This is a genomic window from Bacillus swezeyi, from assembly GCF_001969815.1.
Classification (GTDB): Bacteria; Bacillota; Bacilli; order Bacillales; family Bacillaceae; genus Bacillus; species Bacillus swezeyi.
Genome location: NZ_MRBK01000025.1, coordinates 1 through 19,069, shown reverse-complemented (window position 1 = coordinate 19,069; position 19,069 = coordinate 1). Strand labels below are relative to the sequence as shown.

Here is a 19,069-nt window from a genome sequence, read left to right as displayed (position 1 = left end):
AATTACAAACAAAATGGGTAGTAGAGAAGTAAACTCTGTAATATCATTACGTAATATTCAAAATATAAAGACGAGTGAAACGGGGGGATAATGATGGCGAAAAAGCATTCATTAGGGTTTGAAACAATCGCTCTTCATGGAGGACAAGTACCTGACCCTACTACAAATTCTAGAGCAGTCCCTATTTATCAAACAAGCTCATATATTTTTAACGACACAGATCATGCTGCAGATTTGTTTTCTTTAAAAGAACCCGGAAATATTTATACACGTATCATGAATCCTACTCATGATGTTTTTGAGCAACGTGTTGCCCTAATGGAAGGCGGCGTAGGGGCATTAGCAACTTCATCGGGACAGTCAGCTATTACATATTCTATTTTGAACATAGCGGAAGCAGGAGATGAAATTATCGCTTCCAGCAGCCTGTATGGGGGGACCTACGCTTTATTTGCTCATACTTTGACAAAGCTTGGAATCAAATTTCACTTGGTTGATGTAGATGATCCAGCTCAATTTCAAGAAAAAATGAATGATAAAACAAAGGCTGTGTTTATAGAAACGATTGGAAATCCTCGAATGAATATTGCGGATATTCAAGCGATTGCCGATATTGCACATGCAAATAATGTTCCGCTTATCGTTGATAATACATTTGCCTCCCCATATTTATGCAGGCCAATTGAGTATGGCGCAGATATTGTGGTTCATTCGGCTACCAAATTTATTGGCGGCCATGGAACCTCTATCGGCGGTGTTATTGTAGATTCTGGAAAATTTAATTGGGCTAACGGAAAATTTTCAGGTTTGTCAGAACCAGATCTAAGTTATCATGGGCTAGTTTATACAGATGCACTGGGATCGCTAGCTTATATTACAAAAGCACGCGTTACGTTGCTTAGAGACATTGGAGCTTCCGCTTCGCCATTCAATACATTTATGTTTCTTCAGGGATTAGAAACTCTTCCTCTACGGATGGAGCGCCATGTAGAAAATGCCCTTAAGGTTGCACAATTTTTAGAAAAACATCCCCATATCTCATGGGTTAATTATCCAGGCCTTGCATCAAACCCTTATCACGAACTTGCTCAAAAGTATTTGCCGAAAGGAGCAGGATCCATTTTCACATTTGGTATTAAAGGCGGTGTGGAAGAAGGGAAGAAATTTATTAACAGCGTGAAGATTTTCAGTCATTTGGCGAATGTTGGCGATGCGAAATCACTGGTTATTCATCCTGCCAGCACGACCCATCAACAGCTGGATGAAGAAAGTCAGGTAAAAGCCGGTGTTACTCCGGATATGATTCGTCTTTCTATTGGTATTGAAACGATTGATGATATTCTTTACGATTTAGACAACGCTCTCCAAGTCAGTCAGCAATAACATTACCTGCAGCTCATCGCAAAGCAAATTTAAAAAACGTCATTCTATCATTACAAACCAATAGAATGGCGTTTTTAAATAGAAGAAACAACGGGTTTTTAAGAATTATTATGGTGTTATCATGTAACAGCTAGCATATTGAAGATCTCCATTGTACGTATAAGTCGCTAAGTTGGAGTATATGACGAAGGCTGCGCAAGAGCTTCTGTTTTTGCTCAAATAAAGATTAAGGTAAATCACCAGTAGACACTAGATCACTTTGTTCCGACTAATGCAGGAGAAGGGGGAGAATTTCTTGTAGAACTAGCGAAAACAGGATTTCTCCCGGCCCCTCTGTTACGATACAGGTTACTTATCTTGGTCGTCATTTTCACTTTCTTGGATATGGTCTTTTTGTTATTGTACTTACAAATCGTATACCGCTGAAGGAAATGGACATAGCTTGAAATTTATCAGACGACAACTACGACTTTCCCAGGCACAACAAAAGCATTTATTTTAATCAATAATCTTCCGAAAGAAAAAACTGCAGATATTTTAGTAGATTTACTTAATGTAATAGGACCAACCTGAATCAACTGGTCCAACAGGAGACGTAAATAAATTTTATTCTCTGTATTATTGTTTTTTATAAATTTTATATAGTTAAACATACTGATTACCGGCATATAATACGTTAACATATCGATTAAACAATATATAAGATATTAATTGGAGGTTCGATATGGCGATTATTTTTGACGATTATGACAAGGCAATATTAAGAGAATTGCAGGAAGATGCTTCAATATCAAATCTAAATTTATCAAAGAAAATTGGGCTTTCACCATCGGCATGTCTTGCAAGAACAAAAAACCTAGTAGAAACTGGTATTATTAAAAAGTTTACGACGATTGTTGATGAGAAAAAATTAGGAATTGAAGTCACAGCATTAGCACTTATCAATTTATCACCCCTGAATATGGAAACCATTCATTCATTTTTAGAGGATATAAACAAATATCCTCAGGTTCAAGAGTGCTACACACTGACAGGAAGCCATGACTACATGCTTAAGATTGTAGCAAAGGACATGGAGAGTTATCGGAACTTTATCATTGATTCGTTAATGCAGAATCCGGCAATCAGTGGAGTTGATACAAGCATGGTTATGAGTACAGAAAAAAGGACGGTCAGTGTGCCGATTGACGAAGTTTAGGAGGTTATGGATTTGAATGAGAACAAGGATTCGTTAAATTTAAATTCTCTTAGGGCATACAATCAAGTGAATAAAAGAATTCAAATATGGGCTGCATTTCGTGCGGCTTTTCCGCATACGGTTCCTATTTTGGCGGGTTTTGTATTTTTGGGGATTGCCTATGGGATCTATATGAATTCATTAGGGTTCAGTGCCATTTATCCAATCATCATGAGCTTTGCCATTTTTGCAGGGTCAATGGAGTTTGTCGCAGCCAATTTTTTGCTTGTGGCGTTCAACCCGATGAATGCTCTTTTTTTAACGTTAATGGTGAACGCACGCCATTTGTTTTATGGCATTTCTATGCTGGATAAGTATAGGGGAACCGGGAAGAAAAAGTTTTATCTGATTTACGGGATGTGTGATGAGTCTTTCTCTATCAATTGTACAGTTGATATTCCGAAGAATGTGGACAAGGGCTGGTTTATGTTCTTTGTAACACTGCTTAATCATTCTTATTGGGTGATAGGGGCAGCGATAGGCGGCATTTTTGGCTCTCTTGTCAAGTTCAACACAGAAGGGCTCGATTTTGTGATGACGGCTCTTTTTGTTGTGATTTTCATTGAACAGTGGATCAAAGAGAAACGGCACTTCAGCAATCTCGCAGGACTTGGACTTTCAGCAGTCAGCCTTATGATTTTTGGCGGAAACAACTTCATTATTCCTGCGATGCTTGCTATTTTGGGGACGCTTACCGCTTTTAGAAAACCATTGGAGAAAGTTGAGGTTGCCCGATGACAATGAGTGTAACGCAGCAAATCATCACGATTGCCATAGTCGTGATAGGCACAATGCTGACAAGGTTTCTTCCATTTATGGTTTTCCCATCGGGTAAACCAACACCGAAGTATGTGCAGTATCTCGGTAAAGTACTGCCATCGGCAGTGTTAGGACTTTTGGTGATCTATTGTTTTAAGGATGTGAGCCTGCTTTCTGGCAGTCACGGGTTCCCTGAGCTTATTGCAGTAGGTGTAGTTGCACTGCTTCACTTCTGGAAGAAAAATATGCTCCTCTCCATAGCGGGAGGAACCGTTGTATATATGATTTTGGTGCAATTGGTTTTTTGATCATACTGATTTGGATTTATGAAAAGCAAAGGGGCGGGGAATGGTGAAAAAGAAAATTGACGAGTCTCAAATCTATGAACAATACCGTGAACAAATTTATAAACAAGTAGAGAATGATCCGTATGCACAGTCGTTAGGAAGATGCCTGATCAAAGAGAAGCTTTGCGTATGAGGTTAGTAGAATTAGATAAACTTGAAATGTCAATACTTCACTCGTTCTGATCAGTACGAGTGAAGATCTATGCACGTTTAAGAGAATTAGAACGACCTGAGTAAAGGGAAGAAGACTCCATCTCTATTTGAAGTCGTTGAACTAACAGCAAATGATGTAAAGAAATGCAACCAAAAAAATGTAACATTAAACGCATCGAACACCGAATCAATAAAGCAAGTGAGAAAAAAAGGCGACCGGGCAGAGTTGAATCAGAGGCCTTGCATGAAGCAGCATTATATATTAAAGCAGCAGGAAAAGCCGATTAGAAGTATCAATCTACAAAAAAGATTGAAAAGAAAACTGGTAAGCAAATCTCTAATATGACGGTATTTATGGATCAATTAAAGAAAAAAATCCAGAGATAAGAAAACCTCATAGAGGACGATATATTTTGGTGAGGACTTAAAAAATGATATGAGCGTAATACTTCAAGCGCTTGTAATACTGGGGAAATGTAATTTATATAAGTTTCCACTTTTTGAGGACCTAGTGAAAGAAATAGAAGCCGGAATTTTGGCCGGCTTCTACAGCGTTATTTCCCCTTCGCTTTTTTTCGCTTCTCCTTCTCCGCCCGATAAAACTCATGAAACATTTTCATTAGCGCGCGCTTCTCAATCCGCGACACATAGCTCCGCGAAATCCCGAGCTCCTTCGCGATTTCGCGCTGCGTTTTTTCTTTCTTCAAATCAAGGCCAAATCTGCCGACGATGACTTCTTTTTCTCTGCCGTCCAAGATGTCGATGTATTTTTTCACTTTTTCAAGCTCTGTGCCTGAGCTGGATGGTGTCGATGACGTCTTCGTTTTCCGATTTGAGGACGTCGATGAGGCTGATTTCGTTGACTCCTAGAGGTTATCCGTTTTTGTTGTGTTAAAGCGATAAAGGATTAACTGGTTTTGTTTAGGGAGCTTACTGTTACCGGTTAGGTTTATTAGGTAATATGTTTTTACTTGATGGGAAACTCAAACTAATTAAAAAATAGCGAACTATATCGGCATTTTTTGCTACTATTAAAGTTATTGAATCCCTCTAGGAGTACCCATGACATGCCATCAAATGCAAGTCATGATTAACTTTCAAAAACCTTTTGTCGGTTGATACGTAGGGTTCAACGTTAATCCTATCATTGTTTGACAAATGGTATGGAATAGTTTAGGATTAAAGTAAATATTTATATTTTATCCACTGGGGGAGCTTTTAGAAGCTGAGAAGAGACATAAGTCCTGACCCTTTGAACCTGATTTGGTTAATACCAGCGTAGGGAAGTGAAAAAATTAGAGAGATTTTTTATCTTATCTATATTTAAGCCACTTTCATATGAAAGTGGCTTTATTTATTTTGAAAGGATGATATTAAAGTGACAACTAAAAAAGTTTTTTTAGCAGGGCCTTTTAAAAGTTTAGTAGATGAGAATACTGGATTGATGAGTTTACATGAAAGGGGAAAGTTAGAGTCATTAATTTCTTTTTTTGAAAATGAAGGATGGTTAGTTCATAATGCCCACAAGCGAGAAGGATGGGGGAAAGATTTCATGACACCCCAACAATGCACTAAAATTGATTTTGATGAAATAAGCACTTGCGACCTTTTTGTAGCTTTTCCTGGTTCACCGGCTTCTCCTGGAACGCATATAGAAATTGGATGGGCTTCTGCCTTGAAAAAAAAGATAGTGTTATTACTAGAAAATGATAGGGATTACGCATTCTTAATCCAAGGGTTAAATGTAGTAGCTGATGTTGAATACATTAATTTTAAAGATACTGATGATTTATTAGAGAAGATTAAAAGTATCCTTATGAAATAAAAGGTGGAATCTAAATGAGAAAGAAAACTTTTCATGAAGCATATATGGAAACCCTGTATGACATCTATTACAACCCTGAATATTTGAATTCACCGCGTGGACAAAAAAGCAAAGAACAATTGAACTATCATCTGACCCTTGAAAATCCAATAGAACGTGTCACTTACTTACCCTCTAGAAAAACAAATATCGTGTTTAATTTTGCTGAAGTTTTATGGTATTTATCGGGGAGTAACAACTTAGATTTTATTAGTTATTACAATAAAAAAATGCCTTTATATTCAATGAATAAAAAAACATTAACAGGTACTGCGTATGGACCTAAAATATTTGAATTTGGAAACGCAAAACTAAATCAATGGAACAGAATAAAAAATCTTTTGACAAGAGAAGACATTGATTCAAAAAGGGCATTTATTCAAATATTCGATGCCTCGGAACTCTTCGTTTCTGGAAACATTGATGTTTCTTGCACAATCGGTTTGCAATTTTTCATAAGAGAAGACAAGTTATACATGTCTTCCGTAATGCGTGCAAATGATGCATTTCGAGGGATGGTTAGTGATCTTTTCTCTTTTACATTTATGCAAGAATTAATGGCGAGAGAACTTCATTTAGAAGTCGGGGAATATTTCCATAATGTTGGTTCCATTCATATTTACGAGTCGGACAATGAATGGGCAAAAACAGTACTTGAGGAAGCAAAAAACCATAATGGTATCTCGGCTTTTGAATTTCCTAAAATGCCTACCGGGAATAATTGGATCTTCATCGAAACAGTTTTAGAATATGAGGCTTTGCTTAGAAAAGATCAAATTTCAATGTCAAAGCAGGATATTGAAACTCTAGACTTACCTGAATATTGGAAACAGATTCTTTTACTTTTCAGTATATATCAGCATATTGCTTATAAACGAGATATGGATCATTCTCTATTTCAAGGCTTACTTCCTATTTATCAATTTTTTGTTAGAAATAAGTGGTTTAATTATTTCTCAACTAAACAAAAGGAGGAAATTTAATGAAAACTTCTTGGAAAGAAGACAGTGTTGCTGGTAAATTCGATGCTTATAACGACGTTTTAGAACAAACATTAGGTTTTGAGTATGTTTTTCGTAAATTTGATAAAGCGGATATTAAAAAGGTGGTCGATTTTGGCTGTGGTCCCGGAAAGGTAGCATATAGGTTAGCTGACAGAATAGATTGCAATGTAATCGCAGTAGATGAATCAAGTAAGATGTTAGATATAGCAAAGACAAAAAGAAAGCATCCACATGTTGACTATCATTTAATTGAACATGATAATCTTTCCTTCTTACCAGATCATTCAGTTGATGCTGCTATGGCCTGTTACGTCTTTATTAATACAGATAGTGATCAACGTATCAAAAGAATAATGGATGAAATTTTTCGTGTGTTAAAACCGGGCGCTTCTTTTGTTATACTCGATACGAACCCTGATTCAACCGGAATAGAATTTTCAACCTTTCGCAACGGAATACCGGGGAAAGAATATTCTTATGGAGAAGAAAGAAATGAGTGGCTTCATGTTCCTGAACAAGCAGATTTAATTTTAAATGACTTTCATTGGCCGAAGTCAATGTACTATAAACTTTTATCTAATGCAGGTTTTGAAAGTGTAACTTTACTAGAACCAACGTTAAACGAAATTGACGGAGAGCAGTTAAAGGCCATCGAACAAAAATTTAAATTTAATAATTGGAAAAGTGAAAAGGAATATCCACCTTTCATAATTTTTGAAGCAGTTAAACCTACCTAAAGGAGGAGTATGAGTTGACGGATATCTACAAAGCACTTTCGATTGCTGGAACAGACCCAACCGGGGGAGCGGGAATTCATGCAGACTTAAAAACCTTTCAGGAACAGCAAGTATATGGAATGGCTGTTATTACATCAGTTGTTGCTCAAAACACACTTGGTGTGAAAAGTTTTGAGGAGGTATCTCTGAATAATATATCTCAGCAAATAGACTGTGTCATTGGAGACATAAAACCAGATGCTATAAAAACTGGTATGCTTGCAAGTGTGGAAATTATTGAACTGATAGCTGAAAAATTAAAAGCGGCTCATATCCAATCGTATGTGATGGACCCAGTTATGGTTGCTAAAAGCGGACATCATCTGCTTCATAAGGATGCCGTTAATCATTTGAAAAAATTATTAATACCTCAAACAACTGTTATTACTCCAAATATTCCAGAAGCAGAAGTAATAATCGGCAAATCAATAAAAACTATACAGCAGATGCGTGATGCTGCTAAAGAAATTGTGGAAGTATATGGAGCAAAGAGTGCTGTCGTAAAAGGGGGGCATTTGAACGGAGAAGCTCGCGATATTATGTACTTTGACGAGACCTTCGAGGAATTTGTTTCTCCTCGCTTTGAAACAAAACATACCCATGGAACAGGCTGTACTTTTTCTGCCGTTATAACTGCAGAACTAGCAAAGCAGCACAGTATACCAGAATCTGTCGCAACAGGAAAAGAATTTATTTCAGCAGCCATTAAACATCCCATAGGAATTGGGAAGGGACAAGGGCCTACAAATCATTTCGCGTATCGCTCAATCATTAATCAAGAGACAACTACTTAAGGAGTGTTACGATGATTTACAAGGAATATGATGTATTTTTATTCGATTTAGACGGAGTTATTTATATAGGAGACAAAGCTTTACCAGAAGCTGTTTCTTCTTTAAAACGCCTCCGTGAAGAAAAGAAATCCATTCGTTTTTTAACAAATGATCCCTGTGTTACAAGAGAAACGATTGTTAAAAGGCTTCATAAACTCGGTTTTTCAGCAAGTATTGATGAAGTCATTACTTCGGGGTGGGCAACAGCTGATTACCTTGTTAAGGCTGGAATAAAGAAAGCATATATATTAGGAAATGATCAACTTAAAAGCGAGATTCGAAAAGCTGGAATTGATCTTGAAGAAGATCTAGCAGAGGCTGTTGTCATTGGATGGGATAACAATATTACTTTTCAAGATATACATAAGGCAGTAAATCTCATCCGCTGTGGGGCTTCATTTATTGCTACAAATGGGGATAAAACATTTCCCACCGCTAAAGGACCAGCTCCAGCTACAGGTGCCATAGTTGAGGCTGTTAAAACGGGAGCAGATAAAGAGCCCATCATAATTGGAAAACCGGAGTCTTCAATATTTGAAAAAGTACTTGAGTCCTTTGAAGACAAAGAGAGATGCGTCATGATTGGAGATACACCTGAGACAGATATTATTGGAGCGAACCGAATGGGCATAGCTTCTATCTTAGTTTCTGATCAAAATACTCTATTTCCTGTAGAACATGACTTTAGAAATCCAGATGTTGTGATCCGCGATTTGAAGTATTTGTTCGATAGTGAAATTAAGATAGAAGTACGTGAAAAACCAGATTATCAATGGACAGAACAAGTTAAAGCTGGAGTCGCTGGAATAATAATCAAAGAATCAAGTTCGGTTTTATTAATGAAGCGTGCTGATAATGGTCAATGGGGCATACCTTCAGGACATGTGGAACCTGGTGAATCAGTTGAACAAGCGATAATAAGAGAAATAAAAGAGGAAACCGGATTAACTGTTAAAGTTTCTAAAATGATTGGAGTTTATTCAGATCCAAGCTCACAGACATTTATTTACCCTGACGGAAGAGTCAGTCACTTTATTACCAACTGTTTTCAATGTGAAGTGATTGGAGGGACATTGAAAAAATCCACAGAGGAGGCCTTAGAAATTAGGTATTTTAATATCCACGAGTTACCAGAAAATCTATTGCCAATGCACCCTAGGTGGTTGGAGGATGCTTTAGCACAGAAAGACCTTGCTTTTATTCGTTAAGTTAACTTTATATTTTCCATTAGTAAGATGAAATATGCAAACAATTGTAAAGGGAATCAAATAGAGAAGATGCCAAAGATTAAATTGGTATCTTTTTTGTTTTTCATCCCTACAGGTTTATCTTTGATGCAGTATCAGTGATTATTTTGTACACAAAATGAATGTAACTTTATGCAAACATAGAGGTTGATGGGCCTTCACGCTTGAAATATAGGATCAGAAAAAACAAAGAATTGCAAAACGTTAGGCTCTCCATTTTTTAACCATAATTCATATAAACGTAAAGAAATGGTGCAAAGTGAATATACGAGTGTAATGAAAATAAGCTTTCATAACCAACGATATGGATTCACTATGTTGAGGGCCTAATGGAATGAAAAGAAGTCGGAATTTTAGACCGGCTTCTATGACATTATTTCCCCTTCGCCTTCTTCCGCTTTTCCTTCTCCGCCCGGTAAAACTCATGGAACATCTTCATCAACGCCCGCTTCTCAATCCGCGACACATAGCTCCGCGAAATCCCGAGCTCTTTCGCGATTTCGCGCTGCGTCTTTTCTTTCTTCAAATCAAGGCCGAAGCGGCCGACGATGACTTCTTTTTCTCTGCCGTCCAAGATGTCGATGTATTTTTTCACTTTTTCAAGCTCCATGTTGAGCTGGATGGTGTCGATGACGTCTTCGTTTTCTGATTTGAGGACATCGATGAGGCTGATTTCATTAGCACCTAGATGTTATCCGTTTTTGTTGCGTTATTTGTTATTTTACTCAATTCACCAGGGGAATAAAGGCATCTTGTCCATATCATAATTGATTAACACGACAGCTAAACAGACTGCTCTGTCCATTTTGACAAATTGAATTTTAAAAACTGATTTTTAAGAATGACTGTTATGTTATACCACTAGTTAATGGACAAAAATTGAATGTAAGAGTACTATTTCATTGGTATGGATAATGGACAGTATTTTATGGGAGGAAATTGTTATTAAGTGTCGAATAATTAAAAACAATTGGAGGTGAGAATAAATGAGTATAGAGATGGAATTTCCAACTTTATTAATTAATCATTTAATTGATAAAGGAGCTAAAGAGGAAATCACAGTTGTTAAGGAAAAAAGCTTAAATCGAACTCTATTTACCTATTTAGGGAAAAAATATGATATGCCTGATTTAGCTGATTTTGCAAACAAATCAGAAACTGAGGAATATCTTGAAGGTTGGTTTAACACTTACAATGGCAGTGATTATAAAAGAAAATTCAATGTAGAAAACAATGGATTAAATCTTCTTGTTGCAGCATTAATATTTTCATAAATAAAACATGGGTTCAGCTTGTAGTCAAATATCCCGCCGCGCTTTACAAGCTACGTGCCGAATGATATCAGTGACCCAGAATCAGTTCTTTAAGTAGTTTATTCTTTCTTTTTAGTACTATTTATGGATTTAATGTAAAAATAGGGGGGAGCTATGTCAAACTATGATTTTTATTTGAATAGTTCTGTAGGCCATTTAAAACAATATATAGCTGATATGAAAAGTAGGCCAATTTTTTTCATTGGTTCGGGTTTTTCCCAAAGATATATAAATTCTCCGACGTGGTCTGGTTTATTAAAGCAGTTGATAGAAGATAACCCAGAAATTGAAATGCCTATGCAGTTTTTTATTCAAGAGCATAATGGTGATTATGCAAAAATTGCAACAGAACTAGTAGATTTTTATCATACGTACGCTTGGAAAAATTATTCTGATAAAGAACGATTTCCTCCATTTTTATTTGAGTCGTCTTCAAGAAGCATTCACTTAAAATATAAAATTGCGAGTATATTAATCGAGCTTATGGAACAATTTGATGCAGATAATCATGAGTTAAATACAGAAATTGAGTTGATCAAAAAACTAAACCCTCAAGCTATCATTACAACTAACTATGATACTTTATTAGAAACATTATTCCCTAAATACGAAGCTATAGTTGGTCAACAAGTTATTCGCCAAAAGAAATCAACGAGTATTGGTCATATTTTAAAAATTCATGGATCTGTTGAAGATAGTAAAAGTATTATTATCGAACAGCAAGATTACGACAATTTTTTTAAAACGCAAATCTATTTAATTGCAAAGTTATTTACATATTTCATGGAGCATCCAATCCTTTTTATTGGATACAGCTTAAGCGATGAAAATATTAAATCAATTTTATATAATGTCAAACAAATTATTGACACAGAAACCGAGCCAATGATTGGGAATATGTGGTTTATTGAGTGGAGTAGCGAACCAATTAGTAATACCATACCACCGAAAGAAAAATCAATATCTGTTGGAAATGGCGAGTCAGTTAGACTTAATTATATAAAGTTACATTCATACGAAAAGCTATATGAAGCTTTATATCAAGATTCTGTAGATATAGAATTACTTAAACAAATTGAAGAGACGGTGTATAATGTGGTAAAAAGTGATTCCATCAAGAATCTTGAAGTAGATATCGCTAGCTTACGATATTTAACAGACCGAGAAAGTTTCTTAGACTTATTTACATCATCTACAGTAGATGGAAACACACTCGTTACTTTTGCTGATATTCAAGATCCAAATCAACTAGCTGTTCAATATACTCTCACAGCAACTGAACTGTGTAAACGAGTATATGATGGGGAGCGCTCATATTGGTCTCACGCTTATGATTTAATAAGGGATATTAGTATTAACACTGGTGTAGACTTACGTGCGAGTAATAATATTTATCATGTTTATATGAATGGAATAAGCAGGTATTCAATGAATATGGTTCACTTGTTGAAAAAAGTGAAAGACATGGAGCCATATGTAATAAAAATTGATGAGCGAGAAATAGCTTATCCGCCTATTGAAGAGTAAAAAATGATGCTACATTAGGTAAGGCGAAAGGTCTGCTTGTAGCTATTACGGTGAAGATGAGTGTATGGGGGGGGAATTTCACATGTTAAGCGCAAATACAATCGATATAACTCAATGCAGATATCATGCACTAAAGGTATCAGACGATCAAAAATTAGTTGATGCTTATTTTACAGTCTTTAGGGAATTTAGAAATAGTGCTGGATCATGCCATGTTTCTTCAGCTATTTTATTTGTCATTTTAAAAGAATTAGGATATGATGCAAAGCTATGCTTAGGTGTAGTAAGGAGTGGGGCATTTCATTTTGATCATTCGTGGATAGAGATAGATGGAAAAGTATATGATTCAGCCATTAATATGGGGCTTCAGGGAGTAAGAATGGCAGAACCGGTATTTGCAGATTATTACTTAGAGTCTGGGCAAAAAATGCACGATATTGAGTACGGACAAGAAGAGGGAGGAACTCCTGATATAGGGGTAGCCACAATTCTGAAAATAGGGTTTGTCCGATATATGGATGATGCTCCTAGAAAAAATGGGTTGTGGTCCGTAGTCAAGAAACTTGGAAAGGAAGTTCATTTGAAGCTAAACATTCAAGAGCTAAGACAAAAATATCGAGAGAATCAATGGATTGTTAAATCAAAATATACAAATTAAAGAAGTAGGTGGCTAATGCTTTTTTAAAGAACCTTTTAAAACCAATGAAAAACAGTAGTAGCCCAAGTGAAGGTTTCTATTACAAATTTAACTTAAACTCGGGCTATTTTAATTTAAATAGGAAAAGAGGCCAGGTTTATATACTCCTTCACCTTTTCATTGTTCTTATTTCCCCTTTGCTTTTTTTCTTCTTCTCCGCACAATAAAAATCATGGAACATTATTCACAAGTGCCTATTTAATTCGTGAGACATAACTCCGTAAAATAACCAAGCTCATTAATAATTTTCTTTTTGTTTTCTCTCCAGTATCAACCTACTCGCAATCATTCTTTTTCAGACAGCCAAAATATCGATGTATATTTAACTATGCAACTGGATCATGTTAAGTCTCTGCTCTCTGGTTTTAAAATGTCAGTTGAAGTAATTTAAAGGAGCACTCGGAAGTTATCTGTTTTTACTCTAAAATAAAAGGCGTATATTTTCTTATGTGAAATTTTTTTGTTTGGAATGATGATCATTATGCATTTTATAGGAAACTAACATCTCTTATCCTTGGATAAAGTTTATTACTACCTACATTTTGCTTTTGTCATACTTTTGCCACCTATTTATGAAAGGCTATAGCGTTTAGAAGTTAACTATGAATCTATTAAATGTTTACATTGAACAGAAAGATATAAGTACCCACAATTCAAAAATAAAAATTAAAAAAGAAGGTGAATTAAATGATTATTATAGCTTTTATTTTATACTTAGTTTCTATACCATTAGCGTGGTTCATGATCAGGATAGGACATCAAAGAGTTTATACAAACATTCCGCCACAGATTTCTGACATTTTTTATGTGTTTCTTCCCTTCTGTAATACAATGATTGCATTTTTTTTTGGAGTTGAGATTGTAAAAATAATGTTGTTTCGAGGAGTTGATACAAGAAAATTTTTTAGGTTGCCAAGTAAAAAAGAGAAATGAATCTCAGTTTTAAACCGAATTTCAGTAAAAACATGCCTTAGATTATGTAGATATGATGGAAATTAAATAAGGCAGTCTAGTATAATAATAACCAAAAAGTATACAGAAAGGGATTATTATGAACTGGACTCAAATTTTAACGGTGGTCATCACTGCTTTATTATCTGCGTTTTTTACCAATCTAGGTGCTTATGCAAAGGATAAAAAACTAAGAAATGAAAATGCAACTTCCAAGTACACAGAAGATGCATTGATGAAAATCTACTCACCTCTATATAAAATTGTGACAAGCAAAAGATATACCCCGAAAGGATATGATGGTTTGACACATGAGCAAATGATTAAGATAAAAGGTATTATTGAAAGTTTTCCGGAACTTTGTCCTCCTGATTTAGAGGATTTGGTAGGTGATCTATACGATGACTCAATCCGGCTGTACCAAATGAATAAAATGGGTTATGGTAGTGAACCAAAAGTAGATGAAGATAGGAGGCTTTTAAATTACATAACAAACAGCTTTAATAAAACAAGAAAGGAATTGGGGATTATATCCGATAAATGATTCCGAAGAGAATTTGCAAAGTGGCATTGTCCCTGTCGCTGCTCTTTCCTGTAATAATATGATGGGTTAAAATGTTTGCTGCTAGATCAAAATTAAACGGGAAAATCTCGAAAGTTTTTATTTTTTCCTTTAAAATTTTGTTTTACCATTTAAATAAAAAGAAGGCCAGGTTAATATAACCCTAAGCCTCTTCATTGATCTCACTTCCCCTTCGCCTTCTTCCGCTTCTCCTTCTCAGCCCGATAAAACTCATGAAACATTTTCATTAGCGCGCGCTTCTCAATCCGCGACACATAGCTCCGCGAAATCCCGAGCTCCTTCGCGATTTCGCGCTGCGTTTTCTCTTTCTTCAAATCAAGGCCAAATCTGCCGACGATGACTTCCTTTTCCCGTCCGTCCAAGATGTCGATGTATTTTTTCACTTTTTCAAGCTCCATGTTGAGCTGGATGGTGTCGATGACGTCTTCGTTTTCTGATTTGAGGACGTCGATGAGGCTGATTTCGTTTCCTTCTTTGTCTTGGCCGATCGGATCGTGAAGGGAGACGTCTTTTTTCGTTTTTTTCAAAGCGCGAAGATGCATGAGGATTTCGTTTTCAATACATCTCGCTGCATACGTGGCAAGCTTTGTTCCTTTTCCGGCCGAATAGCTTTCGATCGCCTTGATCAGCCCGATCGTTCCGATGGAGATCAGGTCTTCGGCATCTTCCCCGGTGTTTTCAAATTTTTTGACGATATGGGCGACAAGCCTGAGGTTATGCTCAATCAGCATGTTTCTCGCGTGCTCATCCCCTTGGGCCATCAATTCTAAGTACTTCTTTTCGTCACTGCTTGATAGCGGTTGTGGAAAGGCATTGTTTTTCACATATGATACTAAAAAAACAAGTTCCTTGATGACATACCCGAGCGCTGCAAAAACACCTGTCATTAATCGGCACCTCCACAAAATGTATGTAGGCAGAAGCCTATATATAAATGTATGTGGGAGGGGGGCTGTCTGTGTCTGTACGGGGCAAAATTACTGTTGATCAATTTAGGCGGATATGAAAGCTGCATCCATTTCTCATCTATGGAGAATTAGCAATAGTTAATAATTGTGATATTTGACTCAATTTTAAATTAGACTAAAGTCGGATTGACTTGTTTCTATTAAAAGTAAAATATTTTTTCGACATCGATAGACAAAACTAGGCAAAAATCACTGTTGAAATTCAGTATGTACTAAAATACCATTTACAGTAGATTTGATTGAAGGGAGGTAGAAATATGCTGAATAATAGCGTGAAAAAACTCTCCGTTGCCGCTTTCTGTCTTGCACTTAGTATATTGGCAGTAGGAACGGGGATTTTTGAAGCAACAAAAGTATTAGGTTTAACTTCTGCAACTGCTGCATCCCTTTATTATTCCTTACAGGTGATTGGATGGGGGATGACGGCCGCTTCAATCGTGTCAACCTTTGGATTGAGCACTGTATTGACGGGAGCCATCGTACGAGCGGTAAGCAGATACGGATTTAAAGGATTTGTTTCTTGGTAAAAAATGAAGGCTTACTTTTGTCAGCACGGCTGCCATTCCGGTGATCAATTGGCGGCTGTGCGGCCGTAAAGGATTGAATGGATTGTGTCTCGAATAGAAATACTCATCTATCTTATGAAACACTATAACCGGCAGAGCCGTTTTATGCTGGAATTTAAGCTGAAGCAACTGTCACCGGAATTAGAGGCGTGGGCTCCTATGATCCGTTTTTTTCAGTTGGCTTTCAATCTGGTTTATCCAATATTATTGATGTTCGTCCATATAGACCGCATTCCTTATGTTGATAACGTAGATGCCAAATGGGTAGTGCTTTTTTTGGTCAGCTGCTTCATCGGTTTTAGCTATCATGGACTTTCTTTTAAAAACCCGGTTCTTGAGCGATATCATTTCAAGCTTTACTTATTAAATGCGATCTTTAGCAAGCGAATCTTATTTTTGAATCTCTTAGCTATTCATATTGTCTGTTTTAAATTTTTCGTTTATCAATCTATCGCCGTTCTGCCGATTTTTCTCATAGAAATTGGGATTCTTGTAATATTGCTGATCTGGAAAAAAGCGCGATTCAAACATATCAAAAAGATGAGCTTAAGCGTTTCAGGCATTTTGGCTTTGTTTTTATTGTTGTCTTCTTTCAATACATATCAGCCATTTTTCGAAAGCATACTGAAAAGTTTGGCAGGAGAAACGGTTATCGCCGTTATCCTTATGTTTTCCGTTCTGAAATTCATTAACGGCTATTTGAAGCGGCATAGGATTGATGATGTTGAGTTGAAACAGATTTCCGGTGACCCAAGCTATACTGCTATTATCTTTTTGATGATGATCGAACTCATGAAAGCAAATGCTTTTTTCGCAAACTTATCTGTTGAACTCGTGTTTTTTGCGTTTTTCTTTATTGTGCTACTGAAAAAAACAAAGCTCTTTTATTTGCTGAGCTATGAGGGATATCAATCTTTTTTATTCTATTTGAAAAATATCGACTATCCTTTTAAAAAAATCATTATTAAAAAAATACTGGTATTCTTTTATGTCATGGGAGCGGACTGTTTATTGTTCGTTTTTTATTTAGTTTTTGAAGGGAAGATAAATTTTGCTTTTATCTTTTTGCTATTGACGGCTTTAGATGTTTCTTTGGGGTTAACTTTATCGTTGATCTATCCAACAAAACTAGATGCGAAAGACAGGCTCCAGCTTTACCATCATTCCAAGTTCCAGTTGTCAACTGTACTTATCTTAATCGTAACTATGGGCATAGTTGCACAAAAAATCCTTTTCGTTTTACATATCAGTTCATTGCTTGAAGTGATAAATCACAAGACGCTGGATTTAATCGAATTGTTCGTCGGCACCTCGGTTTTCATCATCAATTTATTTGCGGTTTATTTTTTGATCATTTGGACAAAGACCTTTTTCAGTAAACTGTATGCAGATCAATATGATTCGGAAAAAGGAGGATGAGCCTTGCTGAGTGTCGACAATCTTTCATATAAGATAAATAACAAAGACATCTTAAAGAATGTCAATTTCACCATTGCAGAGCAAGCCATAACAGCAATAGTCGGTCCAAATGGAGCTGGAAAAACGACTCTTATTGAAATCCTTGCAAGGATTAGAGGGGAAAAAGTGAACATTGATTTTCCGAAAAACAAAAGGATGATCTACATTCATCCAGATATGCTCGTGCTTGACTTTTTAAAGACGAAAGAATATATCGACATGATGAAGTCTTTAAACGGTATTTCTGATCAAGAATTTGCGAAGGTTTTAGATGATTTTACCCCTTTAAAAATCAATGATTTTCAGGAGACTGAACTAAGGCATTTGTCTCTGGGTCAAAAGCAAAAAGTTCTGTTATTAAGTGGTTTTTTATCCAAGCCTGATCTGCTTTTATTTGATGAACCATTTAATGCACTTGACATCAATGCTTATAATGCGGCTGTTGATTTGTTTCAGCAATATAAGCATAAGTTCGGCATCTTTTTTTCTACCCATGAATTGCAAGGGTTGTCAGAAATCTCTGATTCAATCATTTTCATCGAGAATGGAACAATTAAAAAACAGCTGCAAAAACATAGTGGTGATCTAAAAAATGATTCTGAATTTCTTCAGCTATTTTAATATTCGGGGCAAATCAATGCTCAGAGACACAATGGTGATGTTGTTCTTTTTGGCGGCAGGATATGTTTTGGCAAGTTCTTTTGGACTTGACGTACATGTTGCTGCCAGTTCTTCCTTAAGTCCATTAAAGATATTTGCTAATAATATAGCGGTTGCCATTTTAAGTGTACTTGGAACATGTTTTTTAGCATACTTTATTTTTTTTGTTAACAGCTTGTTTCTAGGGATGAATATTTATTTTTCATTAAATGTGTATTCATTTTCTGAAATGATGCGCTTACTGTCTTTTCACGCGCCAGTAGAGGTGTTTTGCTGGCTGTTGACGCTTCAGATCAGCGTTCAGTTTACAAAGTTTTTGTTTGTGCAAAAAGATATTTTTCCAAGAAGGAAAACGGTTTTATTGACATCTATATGCTTTTTTTTAGCTGCTGTTATTGAAAGTTTGATTTCAAGGGGGTGAATACATGCTGACACGATTAAAACGGCATGTTAATACGATCATTTTGATTTTGCTATATACAGTGGGGATTCAGATTGTATCTCAATCCATCCTGTATTCAAAAATAGATGAATTAGAAAACTCAAATATTCAAAATATTGACCTTTTTCTTTTTGTGATCAATTTGCTTATCGTTATATTTTCTGTGTTGTTTATTTTCTTTCAATCTTGTTTGTATAAAATCTTTTTAGTCTTTTTTCAGTTTGATAAAACGATATCTTTTATGAGAAATTTTTCACATGTATTAAAAGGAACAATGCCGTTTGTGATTGTGTGTTTGATT

The 19,069-nt window shown here is 36.0% G+C and carries 21 protein-coding genes, 2 pseudogenes and 1 riboswitch; of the genes and pseudogenes, 20 read left to right on the top strand and 3 right to left on the bottom strand.

Features of this window, described 5'->3' with window-relative positions:
• The first annotated feature begins 93 nt into the window (after positions 1-93).
• The 6 genes from BTA30_RS17965 (at position 94) to BTA30_RS24505 (ending at position 4,266) form a co-directional block, all read left to right on the top strand.
• Positions 94-1,383, top strand: a complete 1,290-nt coding sequence (locus tag BTA30_RS17965; RefSeq protein ID WP_076762675.1) for a homocysteine synthase — start codon at positions 94-96, stop codon at positions 1,381-1,383.
• A 724-nt stretch (positions 1,384-2,107) separates the two neighbouring features.
• Positions 2,108-2,581, top strand: coding sequence for an Lrp/AsnC family transcriptional regulator (locus BTA30_RS17960; RefSeq protein ID WP_076762674.1), 474 nt, complete (start codon positions 2,108-2,110; stop codon positions 2,579-2,581).
• A gap of 12 nt (positions 2,582-2,593) precedes the next feature.
• Complete coding sequence (gene azlC / locus BTA30_RS17955; protein ID WP_076762673.1) at positions 2,594-3,358, top strand: azaleucine resistance protein AzlC; 765 nt, start codon at positions 2,594-2,596, stop codon at positions 3,356-3,358.
• A complete protein-coding gene (locus tag BTA30_RS17950) occupies positions 3,355-3,687 on the top strand; it encodes a branched-chain amino acid transporter permease (RefSeq protein WP_076762672.1) in 333 nt (110 codons plus the stop codon). Before azlC ends, BTA30_RS17950 begins: the two co-directional genes overlap by 4 nt.
• 43 nt (positions 3,688-3,730) lie before the next feature.
• A complete protein-coding gene (locus BTA30_RS24180) occupies positions 3,731-3,859 on the top strand; it encodes a hypothetical protein (protein WP_275666994.1) in 129 nt (42 codons plus the stop codon).
• A gap of 329 nt (positions 3,860-4,188) precedes the next feature.
• Positions 4,189-4,266 (top strand): hypothetical protein, encoded by a 78-nt coding sequence (locus BTA30_RS24505; RefSeq protein WP_420885556.1) that lies wholly within the window; start codon positions 4,189-4,191, stop codon positions 4,264-4,266.
• Between the two features lie 167 nt (positions 4,267-4,433).
• Here the strand turns inward: BTA30_RS24505 and BTA30_RS17945 are convergent.
• A pseudogene (locus BTA30_RS17945) lies at positions 4,434-4,740 on the bottom strand (sigma-70 family RNA polymerase sigma factor); the annotation flags it as partial.
• 337 nt (positions 4,741-5,077) lie between these two features.
• Positions 5,078-5,181, top strand: a riboswitch (TPP riboswitch).
• Between the two features lie 76 nt (positions 5,182-5,257).
• Between BTA30_RS17945 and BTA30_RS17940 the strand changes: the two are divergent.
• The 5 genes from BTA30_RS17940 to BTA30_RS17920 are packed head-to-tail and all read left to right on the top strand — an operon-like array spanning position 5,258 to position 9,564.
• A complete protein-coding gene (locus BTA30_RS17940) occupies positions 5,258-5,704 on the top strand; it encodes a nucleoside 2-deoxyribosyltransferase (RefSeq protein ID WP_076762670.1) in 447 nt (148 codons plus the stop codon).
• Between the two features lie 14 nt (positions 5,705-5,718).
• Positions 5,719-6,726: a thymidylate synthase gene (locus tag BTA30_RS17935; RefSeq protein ID WP_076762669.1), complete on the top strand. Its 1,008-nt coding sequence runs from the start codon at positions 5,719-5,721 to the stop codon at positions 6,724-6,726.
• Positions 6,726-7,484: a class I SAM-dependent methyltransferase gene (locus BTA30_RS17930; protein ID WP_076762668.1), complete on the top strand. Its 759-nt coding sequence runs from the start codon at positions 6,726-6,728 to the stop codon at positions 7,482-7,484. Before BTA30_RS17935 ends, BTA30_RS17930 begins: the two co-directional genes overlap by 1 nt.
• Positions 7,485-7,498: 14 nt before the next feature.
• Positions 7,499-8,317, top strand: a complete 819-nt coding sequence (thiD, locus tag BTA30_RS17925) for a bifunctional hydroxymethylpyrimidine kinase/phosphomethylpyrimidine kinase (RefSeq protein WP_076762667.1) — start codon at positions 7,499-7,501, stop codon at positions 8,315-8,317.
• 11 nt (positions 8,318-8,328) lie between these two features.
• The gene (locus BTA30_RS17920; RefSeq protein WP_076762666.1) at positions 8,329-9,564 is read left to right on the top strand and encodes an HAD-IIA family hydrolase; all 1,236 of its coding nucleotides are present in this window, start codon (positions 8,329-8,331) and stop codon (positions 9,562-9,564) included.
• A 412-nt stretch (positions 9,565-9,976) separates the two neighbouring features.
• Here BTA30_RS17920 and BTA30_RS17915 read toward each other — a convergent pair.
• Positions 9,977-10,282: pseudogene (locus BTA30_RS17915) on the bottom strand (sigma-70 family RNA polymerase sigma factor); the annotation flags it as partial.
• Between the two features lie 307 nt (positions 10,283-10,589).
• Between BTA30_RS17915 and BTA30_RS17910 the strand changes: the two are divergent.
• From BTA30_RS17910 to BTA30_RS17890, 4 genes are all read left to right on the top strand, one after another.
• Positions 10,590-10,877: a hypothetical protein gene (locus tag BTA30_RS17910; protein ID WP_076762665.1), complete on the top strand. Its 288-nt coding sequence runs from the start codon at positions 10,590-10,592 to the stop codon at positions 10,875-10,877.
• A gap of 153 nt (positions 10,878-11,030) precedes the next feature.
• A complete protein-coding gene (locus BTA30_RS17905; protein ID WP_076762664.1) occupies positions 11,031-12,443 on the top strand; it encodes an SIR2 family protein in 1,413 nt (470 codons plus the stop codon).
• An 82-nt stretch (positions 12,444-12,525) separates the two neighbouring features.
• Complete coding sequence (locus BTA30_RS17900; protein ID WP_076762663.1) at positions 12,526-13,101, top strand: lasso peptide biosynthesis protein; 576 nt, start codon at positions 12,526-12,528, stop codon at positions 13,099-13,101.
• A 1,090-nt stretch (positions 13,102-14,191) separates the two neighbouring features.
• Positions 14,192-14,635: a hypothetical protein gene (locus BTA30_RS17890; protein ID WP_076762661.1), complete on the top strand. Its 444-nt coding sequence runs from the start codon at positions 14,192-14,194 to the stop codon at positions 14,633-14,635.
• Between the two features lie 200 nt (positions 14,636-14,835).
• On the opposite strand, the gene sigK is transcribed toward BTA30_RS17890, so the two are convergent.
• Positions 14,836-15,561, bottom strand: coding sequence for an RNA polymerase sporulation sigma factor SigK (gene sigK, locus BTA30_RS17885; protein WP_003183729.1), 726 nt, complete (start codon positions 15,559-15,561; stop codon positions 14,836-14,838).
• A 338-nt stretch (positions 15,562-15,899) separates the two neighbouring features.
• Between sigK and BTA30_RS17880 the strand changes: the two genes are divergently transcribed.
• From BTA30_RS17880 to BTA30_RS23560, 5 genes are all read left to right on the top strand, one after another.
• On the top strand, positions 15,900-16,169 hold the full coding sequence (locus tag BTA30_RS17880) for a hypothetical protein (RefSeq protein WP_076762660.1): 270 nt from the start codon (positions 15,900-15,902) through the stop codon (positions 16,167-16,169).
• Between the two features lie 84 nt (positions 16,170-16,253).
• Positions 16,254-17,627: a hypothetical protein gene (locus BTA30_RS17875; protein ID WP_125921348.1), complete on the top strand. Its 1,374-nt coding sequence runs from the start codon at positions 16,254-16,256 to the stop codon at positions 17,625-17,627.
• A gap of 3 nt (positions 17,628-17,630) precedes the next feature.
• On the top strand, positions 17,631-18,287 hold the full coding sequence (locus BTA30_RS17870) for an ATP-binding cassette domain-containing protein (RefSeq protein ID WP_076762658.1): 657 nt from the start codon (positions 17,631-17,633) through the stop codon (positions 18,285-18,287).
• Positions 18,259-18,747: a stage II sporulation protein M gene (locus tag BTA30_RS17865; RefSeq protein WP_076762657.1), complete on the top strand. Its 489-nt coding sequence runs from the start codon at positions 18,259-18,261 to the stop codon at positions 18,745-18,747. The genes BTA30_RS17870 and BTA30_RS17865 overlap by 29 nt, the downstream gene beginning before the upstream one ends.
• A gap of 4 nt (positions 18,748-18,751) precedes the next feature.
• Positions 18,752-19,069: hypothetical protein (locus tag BTA30_RS23560; protein WP_204515379.1), on the top strand; the 318-nt coding region annotated here is incomplete at its 3' end.

What these genes read in the sequence shown, in the direction of transcription:
- BTA30_RS17965 (WP_076762675.1), top strand. Translation starts at nt 94, where the DNA reads ATGGCGAAAAAGCATTCATTAGGGTTTGAAACAATCGCTCTTCATGGA.
- BTA30_RS17960 (WP_076762674.1), top strand. Translation starts at nt 2,108, where the DNA reads ATGGCGATTATTTTTGACGATTATGACAAGGCAATATTAAGAGAATTG.
- BTA30_RS17950 (WP_076762672.1), top strand. Translation starts at nt 3,355, where the DNA reads ATGACAATGAGTGTAACGCAGCAAATCATCACGATTGCCATAGTCGTG.
- BTA30_RS17935 (WP_076762669.1), top strand. Translation starts at nt 5,719, where the DNA reads ATGAGAAAGAAAACTTTTCATGAAGCATATATGGAAACCCTGTATGAC.
- BTA30_RS17930 (WP_076762668.1), top strand. Translation starts at nt 6,726, where the DNA reads ATGAAAACTTCTTGGAAAGAAGACAGTGTTGCTGGTAAATTCGATGCT.
- BTA30_RS17920 (WP_076762666.1), top strand. Translation starts at nt 8,329, where the DNA reads ATGATTTACAAGGAATATGATGTATTTTTATTCGATTTAGACGGAGTT.
- BTA30_RS17910 (WP_076762665.1), top strand. Translation starts at nt 10,590, where the DNA reads ATGAGTATAGAGATGGAATTTCCAACTTTATTAATTAATCATTTAATT.
- BTA30_RS17905 (WP_076762664.1), top strand. Translation starts at nt 11,031, where the DNA reads ATGTCAAACTATGATTTTTATTTGAATAGTTCTGTAGGCCATTTAAAA.
- BTA30_RS17900 (WP_076762663.1), top strand. Translation starts at nt 12,526, where the DNA reads ATGTTAAGCGCAAATACAATCGATATAACTCAATGCAGATATCATGCA.
- BTA30_RS17890 (WP_076762661.1), top strand. Translation starts at nt 14,192, where the DNA reads ATGAACTGGACTCAAATTTTAACGGTGGTCATCACTGCTTTATTATCT.
- sigK (WP_003183729.1), bottom strand. Translation starts at nt 15,561, where the DNA reads ATGACAGGTGTTTTTGCAGCGCTCGGGTATGTCATCAAGGAACTTGTT.
- BTA30_RS17880 (WP_076762660.1), top strand. Translation starts at nt 15,900, where the DNA reads ATGCTGAATAATAGCGTGAAAAAACTCTCCGTTGCCGCTTTCTGTCTT.
- BTA30_RS17865 (WP_076762657.1), top strand. Translation starts at nt 18,259, where the DNA reads ATGATTCTGAATTTCTTCAGCTATTTTAATATTCGGGGCAAATCAATG.